The sequence below is a fragment of the Cryobacterium sp. Y57 genome, assembly GCF_002929505.1.
GTDB lineage: Bacteria > Actinomycetota > Actinomycetes > Actinomycetales > Microbacteriaceae > Cryobacterium.
The window spans coordinates 130,579-153,041 of sequence record NZ_PJJL01000066.1 but is presented as its reverse complement, the minus strand read 5'-3'; the positions used below and the strand labels follow the sequence as shown (position 1 = coordinate 153,041).

The following is a 22,463-nucleotide window of genomic DNA, read 5'->3' as shown; positions in this document are numbered from 1 at the left end:
GATCTGCAAATAGTTCGCGAGCGCGACAGTGAAGCCGTTCAGTCAAGGCTCGCTCGGTGGGCCGCCGCATCGAACTCCGCGCTGCACTGCCGAAGTTGCAGCGCCTTGAGGGACGCGACGAAGGCTCGTTCAAACGCGGCAGCGTCCTTTGAGCGGATGCCGTAGAGCCGACTCACCCACTCCCCCACCTCGAGCCGGATCTGACTCCAGAACAGCCCGCGCGTGACGACGACAGCCTCAACGTCCGCAACCGCGGTCACAATAGCGACGCCACCCACGGTGACCGTGACGGAGTCGCCGTGGAGTGCGAGTTTCCAGTCGCCGGAGCTGGTGAGGGCCTTGCCCCAGGCGGATGGCTGCCAAGTCGCCGGCATGCTGGCTGTCCTCTCGCTAGCTCGGCGAGTTCGATCCGGTTGCAGGGCCCACGGCTAAATGGCCGTGCATTCCACTAATCGTCCTGAGTGCGCGAGGCGGGCTTCAGCCCGCACTTCGCACTCTAGTTAACACGTAGCCGGCCCGCGGCCCTCGGACAGGGCTGATTTAGGGAGGTTCTGGCGAATCAGAGCGCCACGGCCTTGATCGCCGCCGACAGACCCGCAGGCCGCTCTTCGCGGGACGGCGCGGGCGCTTATGTCGTCGTCGGCGAGCATTTCTCGCTGGAGGTCCCAGGTGATCGCGATCGGTTTTTTGCCCTCATGCTTCCGGTAAGCCACGAGACCAGATTAAGTGTATGTGCCGATCATGCCCTCGTCGTCGTCGCTGCTGCCGTGACGGGTGAATGTAGAACGCTTGACCCGCCTGGCTGCCCATTGAGGTATCGACTCCCGGCCGAGCTCGCGACCGTCGTCGGATTTTGCGATTCTCAGCGGAACCAGGACGAGTTGAGGGCATAGTCGCGATACATAAGGACAAGTCGATGCATGTGAGTGGATGTCTGCCACGGCTTCGCCCACGATCGGGCTGCCAGGCCTTAAGCGCTTTGCCCGAGAGGAAGTCTGGGTCGGCCGCCACGAACAGCGTGACCTTCTTGGTCACCGCACTTTTCGGGGCGACGGCGCGGGCCAGCAGCTCCGATTCCCAATCACCGCGGGGTCGGCTCATCTCGCCTCGCTCGGGTGCTCCTGGCCAGACCCGGACGCTACTCTTTCCCGGTCTGCGACGACTGGCAAAGTATCAATCCCTTCGCTGGTGCCGATGTGTCGGTCATGACCGACTTTGAGTCCTGGTTCGGCCCGAGCGACATCATCCGCCTGGAACGTACTTTTCGTTTTCTCAATCTATTGCGGATGTCTCCAGCGCTTTCGTCATGCAGAGCCCGCACAAATCGCCAAAAGCGTCGTTTCGTTAACCGCCGAGTATGCGCCAATGGTGGAAATTATGACGCTCGAAGCCGACAGCGCCGTGGCAGCAGCCATCCGTCATCGTTGACCACCCTGCACAGCCGCATCCCGGGCGGCGCGATCCCCAGCGCGCCTGGCCGTGAGCTGTCGATGCTCGTGCTCGGTCGTTATCTACAGCGGAGCCGCTATCTAGATGGCTGCAAACACCTCGCCGATCTGCTGGACATCTCGTTAATGACCATGCACGCCTCAAAAGGCGGGACGCGGACTATGGAGCAGACGGCACCCACTTTTCCGGAACGCATCAGCACCCGTTTTACGGGCGAGCACCGCGCGAAGGAAGTCCTACTCGTTGCGGAACGCGATGTCGGTCGCGCTCAGCCGGTCGATGATCACGCTGAGCTGGGCAATGTCGCTGCCACTCACTAAAGCCACGTCGTATGCGATTGCTTCCTGCCACAGGCCTGTCCGCTGATGTCGGGGCCGAAGGCGTGAAGTGTGCGGGCGACGGTGCGCTCGGCCTCGAAGCCGAGCGCACCGAAGCCGTGGCGAGTCCGCTTCTGCAGTACTTCGCGGCCGCGCTGTTGAAGGCGAGCATGAGGAACTTGTCGGCCGCCATCCGGTTGCGGGGCAGCGCATCCCCGGGACGTAGCGACCATGGTCGAGGCCTTGCCGGATACAGCTGTGGCGACGACGAGCGTCCGGTTGTCTAAGCAGACCACGGCGCGGATAGCGGTGGCGGCGCTGCATACACGGGCATACTTACACGCAAGACGTACATGAGCGAATGAGATATCTAACGGAGTGGGAATCATGGCAAGAATTCGGTCGATGGCCATCGGAACGCAAAACGTCAAAATACATCCAACGGAAGTCGACTGCCTTTTGCAGATAGTGGAAGGCCCGACCGGTTCAAAATACTTGCAGTTGTCGACTTTCGGTTCTGACTCTCGCGAATCTAAGCCGAAGACCAGTCAGACACTCCAATTTGACGAGGAATTTGCCGCGACTATGATTCGTGCGTTGCAAAGCTGCTTCCCGCACGTAGCTTCAGGTCATCGCAATAAGGTCGAACAAAATGGATCCGTGGAAGGCAGTGCTAGCTAGGCAGGTCGGTTCTTGGCGTCCAGCGCGACTCAGCACCTTCAATACCTCTCCCTGCGCCGTCGCGGCCCACACACGATCGCAATACGGCAGCCTTGGATTCACCGACCTCCGCAAACGAATCAGCGTCGGCGGCCCGGGTAAACCGGCCTTAGCCCGCAGGTAATTTTGCATCAAAAGGTTTCAAAAGCGCGGGCAACTAGCGGTGTCACTGCGTCGGTATCATTTCCCGCGCGATAGGGATCGGTCCCAGGAGTTATCTGGCGAGCCATCCGCGTCGGAAACCATCACCTATCATTCTTCAATGTCGGACGATTCCACTACCTTCAAGAAAGGAAGACCGGATCGGACCAAGCCGTAGGTGGTCGCTGACGCCATTGCTAACGGTGACCCAGCGCGCCAGCATTCTGGGTTCGACAGCGGGCGATAGGATCGTTCTGATGACAAATGAAACCCGAGGAGCTCAGGACATGACCGTCCAGACCTATCGCATGGGCGAGTTGTTTGGTGGGCCCGGCGGCATGGCACTCGGGGCACGGCTCGCGGCACAGGCCGTCGACGGCGTTGCGCTCAAACATGCTTGGGCGAACGACTACGACCTGGACACCTGCAACACTTACAAAATCAACATTCTGGTGCCTGAGTATGGCGAAGACGCGAAGGTAGTTGAGTCCTCGGCAGACCTCCCCGCGGCCGGTGGAGGTGTTGTGCACCAAAACGTCCACGATCTCGACATCGATGCGCTTGGAGATATCGATGGGTTTGCTTTTGGCTTTCCTTGCAACGACTACAGCCTCGTGGGCGAGTGGAAAGGCCTGAGCGGCGAATACGGTCCTCTTTACAGCTACGGGGTCAAAGTCCTTGCCTCGAAGAAGCCCAAGTGGTTTGTCGCTGAGAACGTGTCGGGGCTTCGCGGCGCGAACGAGGGCCGGGCCTTCAAGCAGATTCTCGAACATCTTCAAGCTCCCGATGGCGGTCCACGCTATCGGATCGTCCCGCACCTTTACTCTTTCGACGAGTATGGTGTCCCGCAACGGCGTCAACGCATCGTGATTGTCGGAATCCGCGAGGACCTTGATGCTGAGTTCCGGGTCCCCTCGCCGGACATCTACAAGGACATCGATGTGAGCGTGGAAAGTGCACTTAGTGTTCCGGCCATTGCGTCGGACACGGCTAATCACCAAATGGCGCGGCTCTCTGCGCAAGTCATCGATCGGCTCAGCTACCTACGGCCGGGCGAGCATGCATTCTCTCCTCGTGCCCTTGCTGAGATGCCGCAGAGGCTTCATATCAAAACGCGCACAACGATCAGCACCACATACAAGCGTCTGGAGCCTGACAAGCCGTCATATACTGTAACTGGCGCTGGTGGGGGCGGATCGTACATCTATCACTGGATGCTCGACCGATCCTTGACAAACAGGGAGAAAGCGCGTCTTCAATCTTTCCCAGATGACTTCGTTTTCGAGGGTCGTTCAGAGAGCGTGCGCAAGCAGGTTGGTATGGCCGTTCCGGTGAAGGGTGCTGAGGCAATCTTTACCGCGCTTTTCAAATCTTTCGCCGGGATCGCCTATCCGTCGATTGAACCAAATATCAAGATCACCGAGGTCCTCTCGCGGAAGCAGAGCAAAGCGGCCTAGCAACAACGCTCAAATGTCCGGCTATCGTGAGTCGTGCATCAGACCCGGGGAGGGGGAGAGAGCACAGTGAACTCTGAAGAAGTCCCACCGAGCGTGAACCTGCTCCAATCCATGCGTTCCGTCGGCTACTCACTCGGAGCTGCTGTTGCGGATCTCATTGACAACAGCATCACCGCAGGAGCGCATTTCGTAATCCTTGACGCGGATGTGATCGAGGGCAAATATCTGGCGATTCTCGACGACGGCCGGGGTATGACATTTGAGGTTGCACGAGAAGCGCTAAGACTCGCGGGTTCCGTCGGCGATCGCGAGGACTCGGATCTCGGACGGTTCGGGCTCGGCCTCAAAACGGCGTCATTGTCACAAGCGCGCTGCTTGACAGTCGTGTCGAAGCGAGCCGGCGTGGTTACGGCACTGCGCTGGGACATCAACTTCGTACGCGCCTCGGGCAAGTGGCTTCTTATCGTGCTCGACGAGACCGAGGTAAGCAATTTGCCGTTGTGGAGCGAGTTCGATGCACAGTCCGCTGGCACCCTTGTGGTGTGGCACGACCTGGATCTTCTGCTCGGTGACACAACTCAGCCCGGGGCTTTTGTCGCTGAGCAGCTGAGCGGTGTCCGTTCCACTCTGGCCCTCGTCTTTCATCGGTTCCTCGCTCGTCGACGTGAACGACTTTCGATCACAATCAACGGAGTAAGCCTCCGACCGATCGACCCGTTCCTGTCGGATAACCCGAAGACTCAGCGCACTGGGCCAGAAGCTATCGACATTGGTGGTGTTGAAGTTCGAGTGGAAGGGTTTACGCTCCCGCACCCATCTGGCCTCACGCCCGAGGAGCTACGACGCCCCGACCTCGGCAACGACATGAGAGAGGCGCAGGGTTTTTACGTCTACCGGAACCAGCGCCTCATCTCCCATGGTCATTGGTACGGACTCGCGCGTATGAACGAACTATCGAAGCAGACTCGGGTCCAGGTCGATGTGCCACCGTCGCTCGATGCGCTATGGCAACTCGACATCAAGAAGTCTCAAGCACTACCGCCGCAGTCGTTCAAGTTGCGACTTCGGCAATTGATCGACCCAATCCTGGACCGCGGGCACCGCGTTCACACTTTTCGGGGACGGCGCGAGAGCACCGAAGTCGCGCACGTTTGGAGAAAACTAAGCACCCGAGACGGCTTCGCCTACGAGGTCAACCTCGAGAGCCCCTTCGTTGGATCAGTCCTATCGCGCCTAGAAGCGGAAGATGCCGAGCGTGTGGTCGACCTGTTACAAACCATTGCCTCAACATTTCCCTTTATGGATGCCTATGTTGAGGTGGCGACGAACGCCCCAGTTAACACGATCCAGCCGGAACGAGAAGTGATTCTTGCACGGCTTACCGTGATTCATCAGTCGGAAATTTTGAGCAATGACCCGGCTGTGGCTGTGACGCAATTGATCGCCGTCGAGCCGTTTAATACTGTCGATGACCTGCGCACGCTCGTCGATCTCATTTGGAAGGGCACTAATGCAGCTCAATGATCGTCAAACCGAATTTAAAGCGTACCTCAAGAGTCAGTTATTCAACCATATCCGCCCACTGACTTTTGATGAGCTGGAGACCAAGGCCGGCGGGTTGGCGTCCTTGCTATTCGAGGATCTAAGCGCGCTAGAGAGTGAAGAGGTACTCCAGGAACTGACCGAGGAAAATACCGTTGAGATGGCCCTAGGCGATTCCATCGTCGACCGGGCGACCTTCAAGCTTTGGATCGAGCAGCGCCGGCAAACGACCGAAACCCCGCGCTGGGACGCATATAAAAAGTTGCTAATCAGTCGAGATTGGGAGGCGAACGTCATCAACACGCTCGACGCTCAGACCGACGACGTAGTAGAGCTCCTTGGTGACCCCACGCAGGTTGACGGCACGTGGCCGCGCCGTGGCCTACTCATGGGAGAGGTCCAGTCCGGAAAGACGGCAACTTACCTTGGCATCCTCAACAAGGCCCTTGACTATGGCTATCGCGTGATTATCGTCATCGGCGGTCACACTGAAGACCTTCGTCAGCAGACACAGACACGATTCGACACAGACCTCCTCGGGGTAGATTCAGAGACGTGGGAGGACGGCATTAACAACGCCGCGATCCGCTACGTCGGCGTAGGAAAAAATTCCGGTCTTCGCGCCCACCTGATGACGACCGTTCGACATGACTTCTCGCGATCGAAGCGCGGTTCCAGCATCACCTGGGTGGACGGTGGACTTCCGACGGTCTTCGTCACCAAGAAGAACCCTTCTCTGCTGAACAACATTCGGACGTATATCAAGGACCAAGCCCCGGGTGGTCGGCTGGATATACCACTAATCGTCGTAGACGACGAATCGGACTGGGGGAGTCCAAACACGCGCGACAAGATAGACCCGACAAGCGTCAACCGGGCGATCCGCGCACTCCTCGATGTATCGACAAGAAGTTCCTATCTTGCGATCACGGCCACGCCATTCGCCAACATTTTTATTGATGACCAAGCGGAATTTGAGTTTGTGGAAAAACGGAAGAAAGGTGAGCCAGAGGACGACGGCCCTGGGACTGTGCTCCCAGATCTCTTCCCGAGCGACTTCATCAGGGTCGCCTTCCCGCCGAGTAACTATTTCGGAATCGGAACATACTTCCCCGAGGGCGGGCACGCCTTGCTAAACACCGAGGTCGATGACTGCCTCAAAACTATCCCGATCAAACACAAGAACCACCATCCCGTCACCGCGCTCCCCGAGTCAATGAAGACGGCGATGATCGATTTTCTCCTGGGAACAGCCGTTCGCCGCATCCGCGACAAAAAGACCAAAGCCGCGTCGATGCTCATTAATGTCTCTCGGTTCAAGAGCGTGGAGCGCGATGTCGCGGATCGAGCCGAAGAATTTCTCAAAAAGGCGGTCGCCGTTATTCTCGGAGAATTCGCCCGACGCACCACGGACAGAAGCGTGCCCGCAGAAATAATGCGCGAACTCTGGGGTGTCCGGTTTGCCTCAGTGAAGGACGTCACCTGGGACCAGATTTCCGAAAAACTCCTCGAAATCGCTCATGAGTTCCGGATTGACCTCGTGAATGGCGACACAGCGAAGGAACGAGCCAAGCGCCGGAAATTAATGACCGTCACCGAGCGACAAGCGGACGACCTCGCTCCAAAGATTGTGGTCGGCGGGGATATCTTGTCGCGCGGACTTACCCTTGACGGCCTCCAGGTCAGCTACTTTGTGCGCGAACCACGCACAATGGATACGCTCATGCAAATGGGGCGTTGGTTCGGATACCGAGCCCACTTTGATGACCTAGTGCGAATTTGGATGCCGGAGACAACACGTTCAGCATTCACTCATTCCGCGGAAGTCACCGAAGAACTGCGAGAGACACTCGTCGATATGAAGGCACGCGGCCTAACCCCGAGGGACTTCGGGTTGCGAGTTCGAGTCCACCCTGACAGCGTTGACATCGTTGCGGCGAACAAGGGACGCGACACTGAAATCGTTGAAATAGGACCGATTGTCTGGGAAAACCGACTCGCCGAGTCCTATGACCTCACCGGCATCGCCGACGTCGACGCCACCAACCTGGCCGCCGTCGAGGCACTCATCGCGCGGCTCGGCGCCGCGAACGCAATCAAGACAAGCGGCGACTTTGATTCATGGATGGGCGTCCCCCTCGTTGTAGTGCAGGACTTCTTCCGAAGCTTTCAGGGCGACCAGGGCAGCCAGTGGTTCAACCGGGGTTCTGATGGCACGCTGCCAATCGCAGACGCTTTCAAGGCGGCACCCGGATGCGACCGCTGGCAGGTCGTGCTGGTAAATAGCGGAAAGGGGATTGCGTACGATCTCAGTCCGGATTTCGCCGTCAACATGAGCGTCCGAAACAAAATGGGCCGCGACCGCTCCGACGGGCACATCAGGCTCGATCGTCGGCGAGTCTCCACCGGAACTGACGTCGTTAGGTCGCTCATGGCGTCTGAGCGTAACGCAATGGAGGCTAAGCCACGGTTTACAACGGATGGAAAGCCGCTGTCGTCGCAGGCACAAACGCTCTCTTGGATCGACCATCCACTCCTCATGATTTACGTCGTCACAGCTGAAGTTCCCGATCGTCCCGAAGATGATCATGACCTCGTGAAGGTTGAGAAAGATCTGACGCGCATAGCAGTTGCTATTGCCTTCCCGAAAATGACTCAGAAGCAAGTCGAGGACGCGACTCTGGATTCGAAGGTGTATCAGGTCAATCAGGTCTATTGGCGCGCATACAACGGCTACGTCGAAGACCCGGGTGACGATGAGTTTGACGGAGACGAAATCTGATGACATCCCCTTCTTTGGAAAGTCTTTTTCAGCAAGTCCTGAAAGCTTCGAGCGGTCGGATGGTCATCATCGGCCGAAGTCCCGTCATGTTCGCAGCCGTCAACGACAACGGCCGCGCCGCTCTATTTATACGTGTATCGCTGACACCCTCTCAAATTGTCAGCGATGGACAGGGCTTCTCGGTTCAGACGACTCGTAGCGGGAAAAACGACTACGTCCAGATCACAGCCACCGACCGAGGGCTACCACCGCTGTTCCTGAAATTGGTCGAATATGTCCTTGAGCGAGTGGGAGCAACAAGTTCTGTGGCGGAAGGCGTCGAGGTCCTGACCCGTTCAATCGATGAATACCGGCGATTTGTCGGCCAACGGAGAGGTCGTTTATCTGAGTCACTGGTGCGCGGTACCTTCGCCGAGCTCCTGCTAATGCGCAAGCTGATCGACTCCGGTATGAACGCCGAAAACGCTGTGACGGCATGGCGCGGGCCGTGGGCGAAGGCGGGGCTGGGCGTTCATGACTTCACGTTCTCGGATGGCCGTGGAATCGAAGTGAAGTCGACGCACCAGCCTCCGGGCACGATACGCGTGTCGTCTTCGAGCCAGCTAGTGCCATTGGGGCAGCAGCTCGATCTCGTTGTGCTTCCGTTCGAGGACGCTCCAGTTAGCTTCAGCGCGGCGATATCCTTCCGCAAGTACGCACGTGAGACCGGCGAAGTCGTCTCAGCTGCTGGTCCACGAGCCGCCGCAAAGTGGGATCTAGCAATCGAAGCACTGTCACTCGATCTTTCTGACGAGTGGTACGACAGATACCGTTTCCTTCCAGGCGAGTGGCGACGATTCGAGGTGAGTCTCGGTTTTCCGCACCTCGACATACCTTCACTCCCACCAGGAATTATCGATGTGCGCTATTCCCTTGAGTTGCTGCGGTTGACTCCTTTCATCAAGCCTTTCGGCGAACTTCTCCGGGAAATGGGACTGCGATGGGAGTAGAAATTGACGAGCTTCGCAACGAGATAAAGTTTGAAGCGGCCGCCGGTGACGGTGCTTTCGAGATTGAGGCGTTCGCGGAGGTATTCGCTCGAAGGCTCGAGGACGCCGAGGCAGTCGCAAACCTAAATGTCGAACCGCTCCGGTGCAACGGTCCGAGGGGAAAGCGACTTGAACTGCTCGGCTACGCGGAGAGTCCGCTTGAGCAGGCCCTTGTGATCCTTGCCGGCCGGTATTTTGGCCGGGACGAGACCCTTACGATGACCGATGCAAAGGACGCGAGTGGACGAGCGACCGGTTTTGTCGAAGCAGCAGTCGAAGGCTGGTTGACGACAAATTTAGAGATGTCTTCTCGCGAATGGGAGTACGCAGACTACTTCTCCAAGCAGATAAAAGCCGGCAGAGTCGCTAAAGTTCGCGTCGTTCTCATTACGGATGGGTTGATGAGCGATCGGATTCGGACGATAGAGACCGATACCGTCGCCGGAATAAAGACGACCTACGAGGTATGGGATCAACGGCGCATTGTTGAAGCGGCACTTCCTGACCGTGGCAGCGAGGATATCCACGTCGACTTCACGAAATGGCTCCCGGACGGACTTCCTTGCTTGGTCGCTCCCGGTGATGACGAGACTACCCGAACGTACCTCGCAGTCCTTCCTGCACGGCTGCTCACAGAGGTCTTCGACGAGTACGGCAGCTTGCTTTTGGAGTCGAACGTCCGGACGTTCTTGAGCGCGCGTGGGCAAGTGAACCGTGGCATCCAGAGCACCCTCGCTCAAGAGCCGGAGCGATTTCTTGCCTACAACAATGGGCTGACAACGACCGCGTCGGGGGTGGAACTTGGCCGCTCGACGCAAGGTGTCACCATCCGGAGCCTGGACCGATGGCAAATCGTCAATGGGGGTCAGACAACGGCCTCGATTGCGTATTTCCTCCGTAACCACAAGGAAACAGATCTCGACGGGGTTTCAATTCAAATGAAACTCGTAACAGTGACCGACGCGGACTCTGCGACGGTCGTGCAGGCGGTCGCCAAGTACGCGAACAGCCAGAACAGAGTAAGCACCGCGGACCTGTTCTCCACGCACGCGTTTCACATCCGCTTGGAACAGATTAGCCGTCGGCTCAAGGCGCCTTCAAAGGAGGGCCAGCAATACCAGACTGGCTGGTTCTACGAACGGGCCAGAGGGCAGTGGGAAAATGACCGGACAGCGCGCGGCTCCGCCAGTGAACAAGCGAAATTCCAGCTTGAGTATCCGAAGTCGCAACGGATTACAAAGACCGACTGGGCAAAGTACGACTACTGCTGGAACCAACACCCTGACCTCGTCAGCAAGGGTGCACAATCAGTATTCTCCGATTATGCGGCGAAGGTCGATGCGCAATGGGCGAAAGACGACGGTAAGGGCGCCGACGCCTACGGTGATGGGTACTTTCGCACCAGCATAGGCAAAGCGATCATCTACGAGGCGTTGCGCACCGAGATAGCGAAGCAGGACTGGTACAAGGCTGAGCGAGGCTACCTCGCCAATATCGTTGCGTACACGATCTCGCGCTTCGCTCTCCAGATCGGAATCCAGTTCAGCGCCAAGTACGACTTCGGTCGCCTCTGGCTAAGCCAGACAATGAGCGACACAACACTAACGGCCTTGCTCGGGATCGCCCGCGGCGCTCAAAAGCACCTGACCGATCAAAACCGCCCACAGGCAAACGTAACCCAATGGGCGAAGCAGCAGGCGTGTTGGGAGCGCTTCACAAAAGTCGCATTCCATCTCGACGACGCAGTCAAGACCGATCTAATCGGTTCCGAAGAAGCGAAGCTTCGAATTTCTAATGACCGACAACAACGCGCCATGGACACTGGCTTCGAGGTAATCAAACGTGTTCTCGCCGTCAAATTGTTGGAGTGGGAGCTAGTGTTGCGCTCAATAGAGCAAGTGCCAATCTCGCCAACCGAAAGAGACCTTGTCCAAAAGTTTGGCGTTCTGCAGGGCAAGGTGCCCTCTGAGCGTCAGGCTGCCGTCCTCCTTCGCATGTTGGACCGCATGGCAGACAGCGGTGTTCTCAGTCGCGACGCATATTGAAGCTCGGATTCAGCCCTTTAGTCAACGTATATCCATACAGAGGGCACAGACACGCAGTGGGAGACGGCTGAGAATCCTGCCGAACTCGATCTCGCCCTGGGCGCCGCGATACCAGGCGACGCTCTCCTTAGGCAGTGGGGAGTATCCCCAAAATCGAGCAAAGCCAGAGCGTGGCGGCACAGCCTGCTGCAGGCGCAGTAGCTCTTCAATAACCGATTGGGCCGCGATCTGGTCGCTCATGCCCGGTTGCTGTGTTGTCATGCATCCCCCGATGGTTTATTGCGAATCTAGCGAAAACCACTAATCGCTCAATCGCTTGGTAACTTCTGCGCGGCGAGCACACTGCCCTCGGGCCTTTCCGTACTGCGCTAGGCAAGAACCGCTGCGAGCTGCTGGTAAGCATCCGCTTGATCATTTACGCGCCGGCTGCGCTCCGTCAGATCCTTATGACAGAGAGCCTGAAGCCCTGGGTGGTAAGTCGGGATGACCGTGAGGTCACGATCTCTGGCGATATTCGGCGTGCGCCGCAGCACTCGGCGCCACGACCTGTGGGCGTCTCCACCCTGAAGCAGCACGACCTGGACCGCGGGGGCCAGGCGGAGCATTTCGAGGATGGTGTCGACGCCAGTCTCCAACTCGGCGGCTTTGGGGCACGGTTGAATTACCAGGGGTAGGCGTTCCACGGCAAGATGGCAGACGCACTCAGGCCGACGGACTCGAAGCGATTGCACTGACGTTCGGCGGTGGGGTCGTCGTTCTCGATGCTGATGAATCCGCTGCCGGTCTCTCTCTGCGTGGCCGGTCCCGGATCGCGCAGCACGAAGAGTACGCGAGCGTTGATGCCGCCGTGGATCGGTGCGACGCAGGGAACCCAGAGGTCTGGCGTGCTGATCTCGTCGACGTAGTCATTGACCGGCTTGATGTGCGGCGCCTTGCGCTGCTGCCACTGCTCTGCGCGATAACCAGCGTCTTTCAGGCGTCGGGTCACGGGACGAACGCACCCGAGTTGCTGCGGTTATCTAAGGCTCCGGGGCGATCGTGCGCGGGACGCTAGTCCGGCGCGTGGTTCCTAGCCCGTCGGCAGCAGGCGAGCATCCGTTTGGCTGGCCAGTTTGCGGTCAAATGTGCAGAGCGGCTGGTTCGACGTCACGTCTGCCGACGCTACGAGATAGCAGTCTTCGAAGGACAATTTGGGATGGGCGACATACAGGGTCAGCGCGCGATCAAACAGTGAAGCGTTGGCGACGATCTGCGGCAGATTCACGAGGCCATGAATAGCTTCTCGCTGCTGCTCTCGATTCAGCCCGTAGGCGCGGCCCAACACGAAGACTGTCTCGACGAGTGCAATGTCCGATACGAAAAACGTGCCGCCCGTCTGAAGCAGGAGCACAGCGGCGTCATGTTGCTCGGGCACATCGCTAAGTAGCAATCGGAGAACGACATTTGCATCCAAGGATGCGCTCAATTTGCGCGCTCGCCGTTCCGATGTTCTTGGTAATAGGCGTCGACGTCTGTCACGGGCTCGATGATGGTCGCGCAGCTGGAGATTAGCGCGCTGAGCGCTTCGATGCCTGCAACCGGTGCGATATTCATCGTGCCGGTCTTTTCGTCGATCGAGATTTCAAATCGATCACCCTGTTCGAGTCGCAGGGCCTTACGCACGGCCGCGGGAAGCGTTAGCTGCCCCTTGCTGCTCAACGTTACGACGGTCTTCATGTCTTACAGTTTATGAGACGTAAGTCAATATGGCTATGTTCTGTCGTGCAAGCGTGGGTAAGAGCAAGCGCACTCGCGTCTCAGCTGCGTCGATGACCTTTGTTAGCGACGGAGGTTTTGTTGTTGCCGTAGGCGCGGCATCCGGTGTAGGTGTCGACGTTAAGAACGGCGGGCGCAACGTACGGTTCAAGATAGGGAGGGACGTACGGAGAACCCGGGTTGGTGCGGTTGTCGGCTGACAGTGCACGTCGAGCGCGACGCCACGGCCAGTTCTGCTGCCGCAACCGATGCATCCGCTGTAGCACTGCATCGACGCGCACCTGCAATGCGCTGCCGCGTGCACGTGTCACTCTGGCTGCCCGCTCTGCACCGCGGCGCTCAGTACCGGATAGCGGGATGGCTGGGAGCCTTTACTCAGGCGCGCTAGGCACACTTGAGGACCCAATCAAACAGAAAGGCCCCCAATGAGCAACCTCCAACGCATTCTGCGCATGGCATCGAAGGCCCTCGAGCAGAAGGGGCAGCCGTCTTCCGGCGGGTCGGGCAAGACAGATTGGCGCGATATGGTGCGCACCACAGCCGACAAGGTCACCGGAGACAGTCGACCCCCGGCGGGCAATGTGCAGCGGAGTGCCGCTCCCCGTTCTGGGTCGAATACGTCGTCGGCGTTGAGCGCGGACGACCGCGCGGCCATCGCCCGCTACGATTACCTGCTGCAGACCGCAGAGCCCCAGCAGCTTGAACAGGTGCACCGCGATGCGTTCGCGCGACTCACGCCCGCGCAACGCGACGAGGTCGACGCCCAGCTGCGCACCGAGCTACCCTCCAACGAATACCCGGCATCGACCAGCCCCGAGGACCTGGCTCGATCGGCCACCCGCGGCGAAGCTCAGAAACCCGGCCTGCTGAAGAAACTGTTTGCCAGGCCGTCCGGCCGAGGATCCGGCGGCGCGCCTGCCGGAGCGGGGGTCGCCGCCCTTGGGCTCGGGGCTGGCGGGCTACTCGCCGCCGTCGCCGGTGGCGCAGTGCTCAGCACTGTGGCTGGCCCCCTCCTGGAACAGGCGGCCGGACTGGGCGTCGATTTCGAGGGCCTCGCCGGCGGACTCGAGGGCGTCACGGGTGGTCTCGAGGGAGTCACCCAGGGCGTCGCCGACGGGGCGGGCGAGTACGCGACCGGCCTCGGCGAGCAGGTGTCCGACCTGGGGTCGAACTTTGAGATCCCCGGTCTCTCGGCACTTGGCACTTTTTTTAACCGCGAATAAACAGCACCACCGATGGCAACGTCCTCACCGGGCGACTTGCGAAGGCGGAGGCCGGTGCCGTTGTGCCATCGGCACGACCCGCCCGCGCTACGCTGACGTGTGCAACTTTCCCTCTGGCTGGCCCTTGCAGGTGCCGGCGTACTGATCAGCTTCACCCCGGGCGCCGGCGCGATCAACACCATGAACAACTCGCTGACCAGCGGATTTCGGCGCTCGATCTGGGGAATCCTCGGGCAGCAGGCTGCGCTCATCGTGCACATCATCGTTGTCGCGCTCGGTGTCGGGGTACTCGTCGCGGGTTCCCCCGTGCTGTTCAACGTCATTCGCTATGCCGGTGCCGCCTACCTGGTGTATCTGGGCATCCGCTTGATTGTGCAGAAGCCCGGCTCCCAACGGGACCCGACCATGCCGGTGACCCGGGAGCCAGCCAGGTCGATGTTTCGCCGCGGCTTCTGGGTGAACCTGCTCAACCCCAAAGCACTCGTCTTCTTTCTCGCGTTCATGCCGCAATTCATTCGGCCGGAGCAGCCGCTGCTCCCCCAATACCTGGTACTCACCGTCACCGTGGTACTGATCGACATCGTCGTGATGTGGTTCTTCTTCGCGGTGGCGGCCAAATCGTTCCAGCGCTTCACCAACACCGCCCGCGGGCAGCTCATTCTCAACCGCACCTTCGGCGGACTCTTCGTGACCGTCGCCCTGCTGTTGGCACTGGTGCACTGAGCGCCCATCGGCCGCACCATTCGGTTTCAGAAATCGCGGCCATACTTGCCGCTTTACGCGCGGCGAACAGATCGTCTGACCGGCCGGGCTGGCGAGCGTGCACCGTGTAAGGTTGCGCGTGGTCTTATCGCGCAGTTCTGTAATGACGCCTACAACATCGGCCCGCTTGTGCTCGATCAGAAAGCTGTACGGTCGCGGCGCCGAGCCGCTGACCGGGATCCGCTTCGAAGTAAGCGGGTCGGTCGGTACGCTGGCAAGATGAGCAAAACCGACACACGACAACCGCGCCGCGCCGTCCTATCGGCGGCCGTGGGCTTCACCGTCGTTGCGGCCTACGCGGTCGCCGGGGTCCTGCAGATACTGGTGTGGAATCCACTGGCGGCGGTGCCGGGCGCGACGCTCGGGCAAATTCGTACGAATATGACCCTCGCGAATGAACCGCTTAACGCGAACGGCGTCGTCATCTGGGCGGCGATAGGAATGGTGCTCGCCGCCGTGGTTCTCGTGGTGACGATCGTGCGACACACGAGTGCGGTCCTGCCGGTCGCCGCGGCCTATCTCGTTCTGCTCGTGTTCGCGGCTCCCGGGCACATCTTTGTGGCTTTCGGTCCCGGCATGTCGATCGCCGACACGTTCATGATTTCGGGCGGGGATCACGCCCCGTGGGGTGTCGTGCTGTACGTGGTCAGTGCCGCCGCCCTGCTCGCCTTGATCGTGCTGATCATTAGCGCCGCGCGCGCGGCTGCCACCCGAGACATCAATCGAGGCAGAATAGATGGATGAGCGATGCCGGAGACTTCGTGGACCGCACGCTGCAGTACGAAGCAACCTGGGAGCGGGCTGCTGAGGCAGAGGCCCGGTACGGGAACGAGATCGAGTTCTACGGCGCATCGGTGGGCGCCGTGCGGGGAACCATCCGCGACCTGGCCCGCCGGCATAAGAATATGGGCCACGACGAGGTGACCGCGCTGAGTTCCGAGCTCTGGAACGTGCCGGTGTTCGAGCGCCGCCTCGCCGCGATCGTGCTGCTGCAATCGAACGTGACCCGGCTCGACAACACCGACCTCACCCGCATTGAGGGGTTTCTGCGCGGAGCGAGGCTGCCAGAGCTCGCGGATCCGCTCACCTTCACCGTGGTGCTGCCACTGGTACAGGCGCTGACCGGCGCGAATGGTGCCCGAGCGGATGCGTCCCTGGCGCGGTGGGCCGGCGACGGTGACCCGTGGCTGCGCCGCGCGGCCCACGCTCTCAACGCGAAAATCGCTCGCGCGTGACTGCCAACACCAAGGAGAACTCCTCATCGGGGTGAGGTGTGCCGAGATCCATACGAAAGTCGGGGAACGGCAGGGCCTGAATGATGCCAGGGGTTTTACTGAGGCTGCGAATCGCCCCTAGCTGACGGGCACAGCGGGCGGCGTCTTTCGGGCGAGCACGAACGCGATGTACCCTGCGACGATCTGTACCGCGCCGACGATGATCCACAACGTAGTCTGCGGCAGGGCCGCGTAGAGCAGACCGAAGGCGAGCGGGCCGCCGCCGCTGCCGACATAGGTGCCGATCTGCACGACGCCGGTCGCGCTCGGGGTGGCCGGACCCGCCACCCGCGACACCACGAAGTGCGTGAGCCCTGGCCAGCCCCAGCCGATCCCGAGGGCCAGCAGCATGCCCGCCACGAACGTCCACTGGGTGTCCACCGCCATGAGCAATACTCCGGCACCGCCGATGAACATCATGGCGGCCACGGTGGCGAGCGCGAACGCGCTGTTGGCCTGGTCGGCGATTCGGCCGACGACAACGCGCACGACGACGCTGAGCAGCCCGGCGACGCTCAACAGAATGCCTGCCCCGGCCAACGGCAGCCCCCGCTCGATGCCCGTGATCACCGCATACGCAGTCACGGCGCCGGTGGCAGCCGCCGAGAGCGTGGTGACGCTGGCCATCAGCAGCAGGTATTTCATCAGCGGCGGGGTCAGCGGCACGTGCGAACCGCCGAGCCGGGGACGCGCGAGCTCCCCCCGTGGCACAGACCACCAGAACAGGCCCCCGACGGCGAGCGCGAACAGGCCGGCGAGGCCGAACCCCCAGTGCCAGCCCAAGGTGAGCGCGAGTGCCGGCACCGCCAGCCCGGCCAGGAACGCGGCAAACGGAATCGCCGACTGCTTGATGCCGAACGCGGTCGCGAGCATTCCGCGCCGCACCCGCAGGTTGATCAGCTGATTCGCGGCGGGATGGCTGATGCCGTTGCACACACCGCCAACCGCGGCCCACACCAGCAGCCAGGCCCAGGACGGCACCAGAAAAGCCGATCCAATCAAGCTCAGCGCGCCGACTGCCACCCCGAACAACGTTGTGGAACGAATTCCCAACCAGGACACTACGCGCCCGGCGAGCACTGACATCATCGCGGCGGCGGCCCAGTAACTGGCCACGGCCGCGCCGAGCACCCACTGCGGCGCCGGAATATCGAGCTGGATCCGCACGAACAGGGCGCCGAGCAAAAACACCGGAAGCCCGCCCGTGATGGTGGCGCCCATTGCGAGAACCACCGCGCGAGTGCCTGACTGGCGCCGGCGCATCAGATCTGCACGAGAGCCAGCGGACGGGCCCGGCACGCAGCCGTGAGCCGGTCGCCGCGATGGCGCTCGACCCTCCTCATCCACTCGACCAGGGCGGCGGGACGGTGTGTCATGGTGCTCAAGTTGGTGCCTTTCATGTCAATCACGGCCGTAAGCGGGTGGGTCCGAGGCCCACAGACATCACCGCTGGTCAGTCGCTTCGAGCCATTTCTACCGACAGGTCATGCAGCTGACGTGCCAGAGCTGCGGCCATGCCCGCCAGCTGAGCGCGGGTGGGGCGTTCCCCGGCGTCTGCTGGAGCGGGGGCCAATGCTGACACGTCTGCGCCGACCACGTCGAGGTCGAAAACAACCCGGTCGGCGCGGTGCCAGGTGGAGAACACTTCGATGGGCACGCCTTTTTCGTCCAGGCTTGTACCTTCAAGCAGCAGCACCGGCTCCCCCACGGCGATCTCCAACAGCCGTGCCAGTGCCGTCGTTGCCGATACGGCGCGCACCTGACGGCGCCCGGAGACGATCGATACGCCCAGGCGGGAACGCAGAACGGTGTGTAGCGAGGCATCCGTCAGCTCGGCCACCGTGAGGCCAGCACCGATCGACGAGGGAAGCCAGGTGTGAATGACCGCCAGGGGCCCGGTGCCCGCAGATCTCAGGCGACGGATACCCACGACTTCAGCCGCGCCCAGCGCCGCCGACGCGACAGCATTCTGCTCGGGCGCTAATGCCAGCACGGCCGTGAAGACGTCAGCGCCCTCGGCCGAGATCTGAGTGGACAGTCCCGACATGCGCTGCACGAGACGATGGTGCTCTCCGCGCGGCGAGACCACGCTGCCGCGCCCGCGACCGCGTTGCACAAGGCCGTCGGCGCTGAGCGCGGCCAACGCCTGACGCACGACCGAACGGGACACCCCGAATCGATTTTGCAACTCGGCCTCGGTGGGCAACTGCGACCCGGGCGGCAGCACGCCGTCCACGATGTGGGAACGGATGATCGCCCCCACCTGGCTGTGCAGCGGGGCGCCGTTTGCCGAATCGACCGCGCTGGCGGGCACCTTATCTAGCCACATCGTTCCATCGTAGGCCGGTGGACGGCATCGTCCGGGCCGGGCGACCGGCGCTGCCGCGGCATCCGCTCGCCCGGTCATGGCGCTTAGGCGTTCTGCGCGGCCCGCCACACGTGGTCCCACCCAGGTGCGAGTGCGGCGGCGCGCTCCAGCGACAACACGAGGCTGGCCTCGCGGGCGATTCCCTGACCGGCGATATCGAACGCGGTGCCGTGGTCGACCGAGACGCGCACGACCGGCAGCCCGACCGTGATGTTCACTCCATCGTCACCGTAGACGGCCTTGAAGGGAGCATGCCCCTGGTCGTGGTAGCAGACCACGGCCAGGTTGTACTTTCCGCGCACGGCTGCCGGTATCAGGGCGTCGCCGGGCAGGGGGCCTACGACGTTGAGTCCACGAGCCCGGGCCTCGGCCACGGCCGGGGCCAAAATGTCCGCATCTTCATTTCCGAAGAGGCGATTTTCACCGGCATGCGGGTTCAACCCGGCGAGCCCGATCACCTCATCGGGCTTGCCCATGGACTTGGCGAAGGCTCCAGCCAGTTCCAATACCGTCAGGGTGCGCTCGACCGTGATGTTCTCGATCGCCTGCCGCATCGACACGTGGGTGGTGAGGTGAAAGAAGTACAGGTCCCCGGCCGACAGCACGAGGGAGAAATTTTTCACCCCGAACTCATGGGCGAGCAACTCGGTGTGGCCGGGCCAGTTGTGCCCCCCGGCATGCATCGCGGCCTTGTTCAGCGGCGCGGTGACGATTCCCTGTACCTCGCCGGCGCGGGCGAGCCGGCAGGCTTCCACCACAAAACGGTAGGCGGCATCGCCGGCTGCCGCGCTGAGTACACCCTGCTCCACGTGCTCGAGCGAGGGACCGGTCTGCAACAGCTCAATCGTTCCGGGCTCGTTACGGGCGTCGGCGACACTTTTGATCACGCGAATGGCCGCCGGGTCGCCGCCCACGTCGAGCACGCCACGGCGCATCGCCGCCTCATCGCCGATCACGACGGGAACGCAGCGGGTGCGAACGTCTTCGTGGCCGAGGAGCGTCTTGGCCGTGATCTCGGGACCGATTCCGGCCACATCTCCAATGGTGAGCGCAAGGATGGGAAGCGTCATAGGTGTACTCCAGTGTTCGGGGTTGCTGTGGGGCTGAGCACGTGGTCAGCCAGGAGTTGGGGAAGAATGTCGGCAATCGACGAGGTGGCACCGAAGCCGCCGGCCTTCGTAACAACCGTGAGGCCATCGGCCAGGCCGCCGTCGATCAGGCCCACCGGGATTCCCTCGCGGATCGCGTTTGTCACCACGATGGCGCCGGCCTCGAAACGATCGAGCACGGCACGCGCGCCCTCGCCGCCCATCAGCACCAAGGCGCCCACGGAACGGTGTGCGAACAGCGCTGCGGTCATGGTCGCGAGCCCGTCGGCGATGATCACGGTTGCCGTTTCGGATGCCGTCGGGGCAGTGGCTGCATCAGGCCGCTCCAACGGGGTCGCCACGATCACGACCGCGGGAAGGTGCGGGTTTGCAGCCAGTTCACCGGCAATCCAGCGGCCGATCGCACCCGGTTCGAGAAACACGTTGAGGCTCGGCGCGAATGTGCGCAGGTGTTGCGGCGGGGTGACTCCGACCAGATGGTCGTACTGCGACCGGGAGATATCGTGCAGTGAACTGAGCACGACAACGACACGCGCAGCCCGCACCGGCGTCGGCGCTTCGGGGACGGCGAGGTCACGGCACCAGACTCGCGAGAGCGCAACGGCAAGCCCGGCGCTCCCAACGGGAATGGCCTCCGGTCCGAGCAGGGCCACCGCTTCGGCCAGTGTCAGGATGTCCGCATCCGTCGCCGCATCGACCGTGACCACGCGGGTCGGGTTCTGGGCCGCTACGCGCAGTTGCCTGGCGTGATCCGAAGCGGTCCCGTTGCCGAGGGCGACGTGCACGCTTCCCGGCACCAACTCCGAAAGCAGATTCGTCGTCACCGGCGTCACCGGGTCGGTACCCGCGGCCGTGGTCTCAACGCCCTGGCCGTTGACCAGGACCCGACCGTTCTGCACGGTTCGACTCATAGCCGGATAGGCCGGGCACACCACAGCGAAGGCGGCGGTATGAAGCTTCTGCCAGGAGTCGAGCGCGCCCAGAATTTGGCCGTGGGCCGATCCGCGCATCGTCGAGTCAATTTTGAGCAGCAGCCGATTGACACCCGCATTCCCGAGCGCTACCACGGCCTCCGCCGTGCTCAGCCGGGCGAGCGGGGCGGGCTGGGCACGGGCATCGGACACCACTGCGAGAACCGTACCGTGGCTCGCGAGCCCGCTGTCGAGCGCGGTCAGCACGAGCCGGGTGCGCCATCCGTCGCGGGCAAATTGCACCGCGGAATCACCGCCACCGGTGAGATCATCGGCCACGATACCCACGGCAATATGGTCGGCGTTCGTCGGGCTTGCCGGTGGGGCCGGGTGCGCCACGGCGTTCGGGCGCGGTTCAGTCATGGCGTCGGGTGTGATCGGGACGGATGCCGCGGTGGCCGGTCACGAGTGCTCGATCGTGCGTATCGACACCGTGTCGCCGGACGACTCGGTCTCCGGCTCGTTGGGGACCAGGCCACCCGCTCGTTTCAGTACCCAGGAGGCCAGCAGGGGCGCAAACACCGCAGTGACGAGTACTGCGGACGCGACCTGGGCTGTGGCGACCTCGACGTAGGGCGCAAAAGTGGGGTCGGCCAGGGCGATGATGGCCGGAGTGGCGATCGCGTTACCGGCCGTGGTGGCCGAAGCGATGCCGATGCCGGACTTATTGCCGCGGCGCAGAATGAAGCGGTAGCCGAGGTAGGCGAGTGCGCCGGTGAACAGGGTGGCGACGATGCCGGAGAGCCCGCCGGCCAGCACGTTCTGCAGGTTGATGCCGGTACCCAGCGCGAAGGCGAAGAACGGGATGATCATGTTCGGAATCGGGCGCATGATCTCGGTCCACTTCTGGTCGAGGTTGCCCACCAGAATGCCGATCAACAGCGGAATAACGGCCGCCAGAAGCAGCTGGAAGGGGATGTTGGCGAGGCCGGCGACGCCGAGGAAGAGCATCGAGAAAAATGGCCCGTCGTTGATGGCCGATGCCATGTACGCGCCGCGGTCGCGGGCGTCACCGTAGCGCCCGGTGAAGGCGAGCCAGAGGCCGCCGTTGCTGTTGTCCATGGTGACGAGTAGGGCGAGAATCGAGACACCCAATATTCCGTCGAGGCCCACGATCTGGGCGAGGAGCACGACGATGGTGGCCGGGAGAATGGATTTGCACAGCAGCAGGACTCCGGAGGTGGCAAGAACCGGACCGGACGTCTTCAGGGTGATTTGCATGCCGGTTGCAAAGATCAGCAGGCCGATCAGGGGAAGCGCGCTGGCTTGGAACAGCGCGGTGGTGAAGTTTCCCAGGGTGAGGAAGCCGGGAAAGAACGTGCCGACAACCGAGCCGAGAATAAGCGGAATGAGCATCAGCCCACCGGGAATGCGGTTCATGCCGTCAAACAAAGGCACTCGGCTGACGATTTTGGATTCGGCTACCATGGCGAATCTCCTTAGATAGGGGCGGCGATGCCCGTGAACAATGTGTCCGTACACAATGTACCTACTCTATCCGGCGGAGTTGCAATGTCAAG

General features: G+C 61.5%; 24 protein-coding genes. 12 read left to right on the top strand and 12 right to left on the bottom strand.

What is annotated here, in order from left to right; genetic code table 11:
• Positions 1-38: 38 nt before the first annotated feature.
• Positions 39-374 (bottom strand): hypothetical protein, encoded by a 336-nt coding sequence (locus tag CXY72_RS09610; protein ID WP_104127471.1) that lies wholly within the window; start codon positions 372-374, stop codon positions 39-41.
• Positions 375-1,205: 831 nt separating this feature from the next.
• Between CXY72_RS09610 and CXY72_RS19255 the strand changes: the two genes are divergently transcribed.
• The 8 genes from CXY72_RS19255 (at position 1,206) to CXY72_RS09570 (ending at position 11,481) form a co-directional block, all read left to right on the top strand.
• Entirely contained in the window at positions 1,206-1,769 is a 564-nt protein-coding gene (locus CXY72_RS19255) for a hypothetical protein (RefSeq protein ID WP_146071126.1), read from the top strand.
• A gap of 11 nt (positions 1,770-1,780) precedes the next feature.
• Positions 1,781-2,053 carry a hypothetical protein gene (locus tag CXY72_RS09600; RefSeq protein WP_104127469.1) on the top strand — a complete coding sequence of 91 codons (273 nt, stop codon included), beginning with the start codon at positions 1,781-1,783 and terminating at the stop codon, positions 2,051-2,053.
• 118 nt (positions 2,054-2,171) lie between these two features.
• Positions 2,172-2,447 (top strand): hypothetical protein, encoded by a 276-nt coding sequence (locus CXY72_RS09595; RefSeq protein WP_199184003.1) that lies wholly within the window; start codon positions 2,172-2,174, stop codon positions 2,445-2,447.
• 467 nt (positions 2,448-2,914) lie between these two features.
• Positions 2,915-4,084 carry a DNA cytosine methyltransferase gene (locus CXY72_RS09590; RefSeq protein WP_104127467.1) on the top strand — a complete coding sequence of 390 codons (1,170 nt, stop codon included), beginning with the start codon at positions 2,915-2,917 and terminating at the stop codon, positions 4,082-4,084.
• 111 nt (positions 4,085-4,195) lie between these two features.
• The gene (locus tag CXY72_RS09585; RefSeq protein WP_233197742.1) at positions 4,196-5,608 is read left to right on the top strand and encodes an ATP-binding protein; all 1,413 of its coding nucleotides are present in this window, start codon (positions 4,196-4,198) and stop codon (positions 5,606-5,608) included.
• Positions 5,595-8,408, top strand: coding sequence for a Z1 domain-containing protein (locus CXY72_RS09580; RefSeq protein ID WP_104127465.1), 2,814 nt, complete (start codon positions 5,595-5,597; stop codon positions 8,406-8,408). Before CXY72_RS09585 ends, CXY72_RS09580 begins: the two co-directional genes overlap by 14 nt.
• Positions 8,408-9,397, top strand: coding sequence for a PD-(D/E)XK motif protein (locus tag CXY72_RS09575; RefSeq protein WP_104127464.1), 990 nt, complete (start codon positions 8,408-8,410; stop codon positions 9,395-9,397). The genes CXY72_RS09580 and CXY72_RS09575 overlap by 1 nt, the downstream gene beginning before the upstream one ends.
• Positions 9,388-11,481, top strand: coding sequence for an AIPR family protein (locus CXY72_RS09570; protein WP_104127463.1), 2,094 nt, complete (start codon positions 9,388-9,390; stop codon positions 11,479-11,481). The genes CXY72_RS09575 and CXY72_RS09570 overlap by 10 nt, the downstream gene beginning before the upstream one ends.
• 21 nt (positions 11,482-11,502) lie before the next feature.
• Here CXY72_RS09570 and CXY72_RS09565 read toward each other — a convergent pair whose 3' ends face one another.
• The 5 genes from CXY72_RS09565 to CXY72_RS19250 form a co-directional block, all read right to left on the bottom strand.
• Positions 11,503-11,742 (bottom strand): hypothetical protein, encoded by a 240-nt coding sequence (locus CXY72_RS09565; RefSeq protein ID WP_146071125.1) that lies wholly within the window; start codon positions 11,740-11,742, stop codon positions 11,503-11,505.
• Positions 11,743-12,142: 400 nt separating this feature from the next.
• Positions 12,143-12,469, bottom strand: a complete 327-nt coding sequence (locus CXY72_RS19810; protein ID WP_199184002.1) for a hypothetical protein — start codon at positions 12,467-12,469, stop codon at positions 12,143-12,145.
• Positions 12,470-12,550: 81 nt separating this feature from the next.
• Complete coding sequence (locus CXY72_RS09555; protein ID WP_255409276.1) at positions 12,551-12,934, bottom strand: PIN domain-containing protein; 384 nt, start codon at positions 12,932-12,934, stop codon at positions 12,551-12,553.
• A gap of 8 nt (positions 12,935-12,942) precedes the next feature.
• Positions 12,943-13,197: an AbrB/MazE/SpoVT family DNA-binding domain-containing protein gene (locus CXY72_RS09550; protein WP_104127460.1), complete on the bottom strand. Its 255-nt coding sequence runs from the start codon at positions 13,195-13,197 to the stop codon at positions 12,943-12,945.
• An 80-nt stretch (positions 13,198-13,277) separates the two neighbouring features.
• Entirely contained in the window at positions 13,278-13,547 is a 270-nt protein-coding gene (locus CXY72_RS19250) for a hypothetical protein (RefSeq protein WP_146071124.1), read from the bottom strand.
• A gap of 114 nt (positions 13,548-13,661) precedes the next feature.
• On the opposite strand from CXY72_RS19250, the gene CXY72_RS09545 reads away from it, so the two are divergent.
• The 4 genes from CXY72_RS09545 (at position 13,662) to CXY72_RS09530 (ending at position 16,456) form a co-directional block, all read left to right on the top strand.
• A complete protein-coding gene (locus CXY72_RS09545) occupies positions 13,662-14,459 on the top strand; it encodes a hypothetical protein (protein WP_104127459.1) in 798 nt (265 codons plus the stop codon).
• Between the two features lie 99 nt (positions 14,460-14,558).
• Entirely contained in the window at positions 14,559-15,182 is a 624-nt protein-coding gene (locus CXY72_RS09540) for a LysE family transporter (RefSeq protein WP_104127458.1), read from the top strand.
• Between the two features lie 258 nt (positions 15,183-15,440).
• Positions 15,441-15,965 carry a hypothetical protein gene (locus tag CXY72_RS19805; RefSeq protein WP_199184001.1) on the top strand — a complete coding sequence of 175 codons (525 nt, stop codon included), beginning with the start codon at positions 15,441-15,443 and terminating at the stop codon, positions 15,963-15,965.
• Positions 15,962-16,456 carry a DNA alkylation repair protein gene (locus CXY72_RS09530; RefSeq protein ID WP_104127457.1) on the top strand — a complete coding sequence of 165 codons (495 nt, stop codon included), beginning with the start codon at positions 15,962-15,964 and terminating at the stop codon, positions 16,454-16,456. The genes CXY72_RS19805 and CXY72_RS09530 overlap by 4 nt, the downstream gene beginning before the upstream one ends.
• Before the next feature lie 117 nt (positions 16,457-16,573).
• Here the strand turns inward: CXY72_RS09530 and CXY72_RS09525 are convergent, their stop codons facing one another.
• From CXY72_RS09525 to CXY72_RS09505, 6 genes are all read right to left on the bottom strand, one after another.
• Positions 16,574-17,716, bottom strand: a complete 1,143-nt coding sequence (locus tag CXY72_RS09525; RefSeq protein ID WP_158252529.1) for an MFS transporter — start codon at positions 17,714-17,716, stop codon at positions 16,574-16,576.
• A 41-nt stretch (positions 17,717-17,757) separates the two neighbouring features.
• Positions 17,758-17,880, bottom strand: a complete 123-nt coding sequence (locus tag CXY72_RS20355) for a hypothetical protein (RefSeq protein ID WP_255409275.1) — start codon at positions 17,878-17,880, stop codon at positions 17,758-17,760.
• A gap of 68 nt (positions 17,881-17,948) precedes the next feature.
• Positions 17,949-18,824 carry a GntR family transcriptional regulator gene (locus CXY72_RS09520; RefSeq protein WP_104127455.1) on the bottom strand — a complete coding sequence of 292 codons (876 nt, stop codon included), beginning with the start codon at positions 18,822-18,824 and terminating at the stop codon, positions 17,949-17,951.
• Positions 18,825-18,907: 83 nt separating this feature from the next.
• On the bottom strand, positions 18,908-19,933 hold the full coding sequence (gene pdxA, locus CXY72_RS09515) for a 4-hydroxythreonine-4-phosphate dehydrogenase PdxA (protein WP_104127454.1): 1,026 nt from the start codon (positions 19,931-19,933) through the stop codon (positions 18,908-18,910).
• Positions 19,930-21,306: a four-carbon acid sugar kinase family protein gene (locus tag CXY72_RS09510; RefSeq protein ID WP_104127453.1), complete on the bottom strand. Its 1,377-nt coding sequence runs from the start codon at positions 21,304-21,306 to the stop codon at positions 19,930-19,932. Before CXY72_RS09510 ends, pdxA begins: the two co-directional genes overlap by 4 nt.
• Positions 21,307-21,345: 39 nt before the next feature.
• On the bottom strand, positions 21,346-22,371 hold the full coding sequence (locus CXY72_RS09505) for a 2-keto-3-deoxygluconate permease (protein WP_104127452.1): 1,026 nt from the start codon (positions 22,369-22,371) through the stop codon (positions 21,346-21,348).
• Between the last annotated feature and the right edge of the window lie 92 nt (positions 22,372-22,463).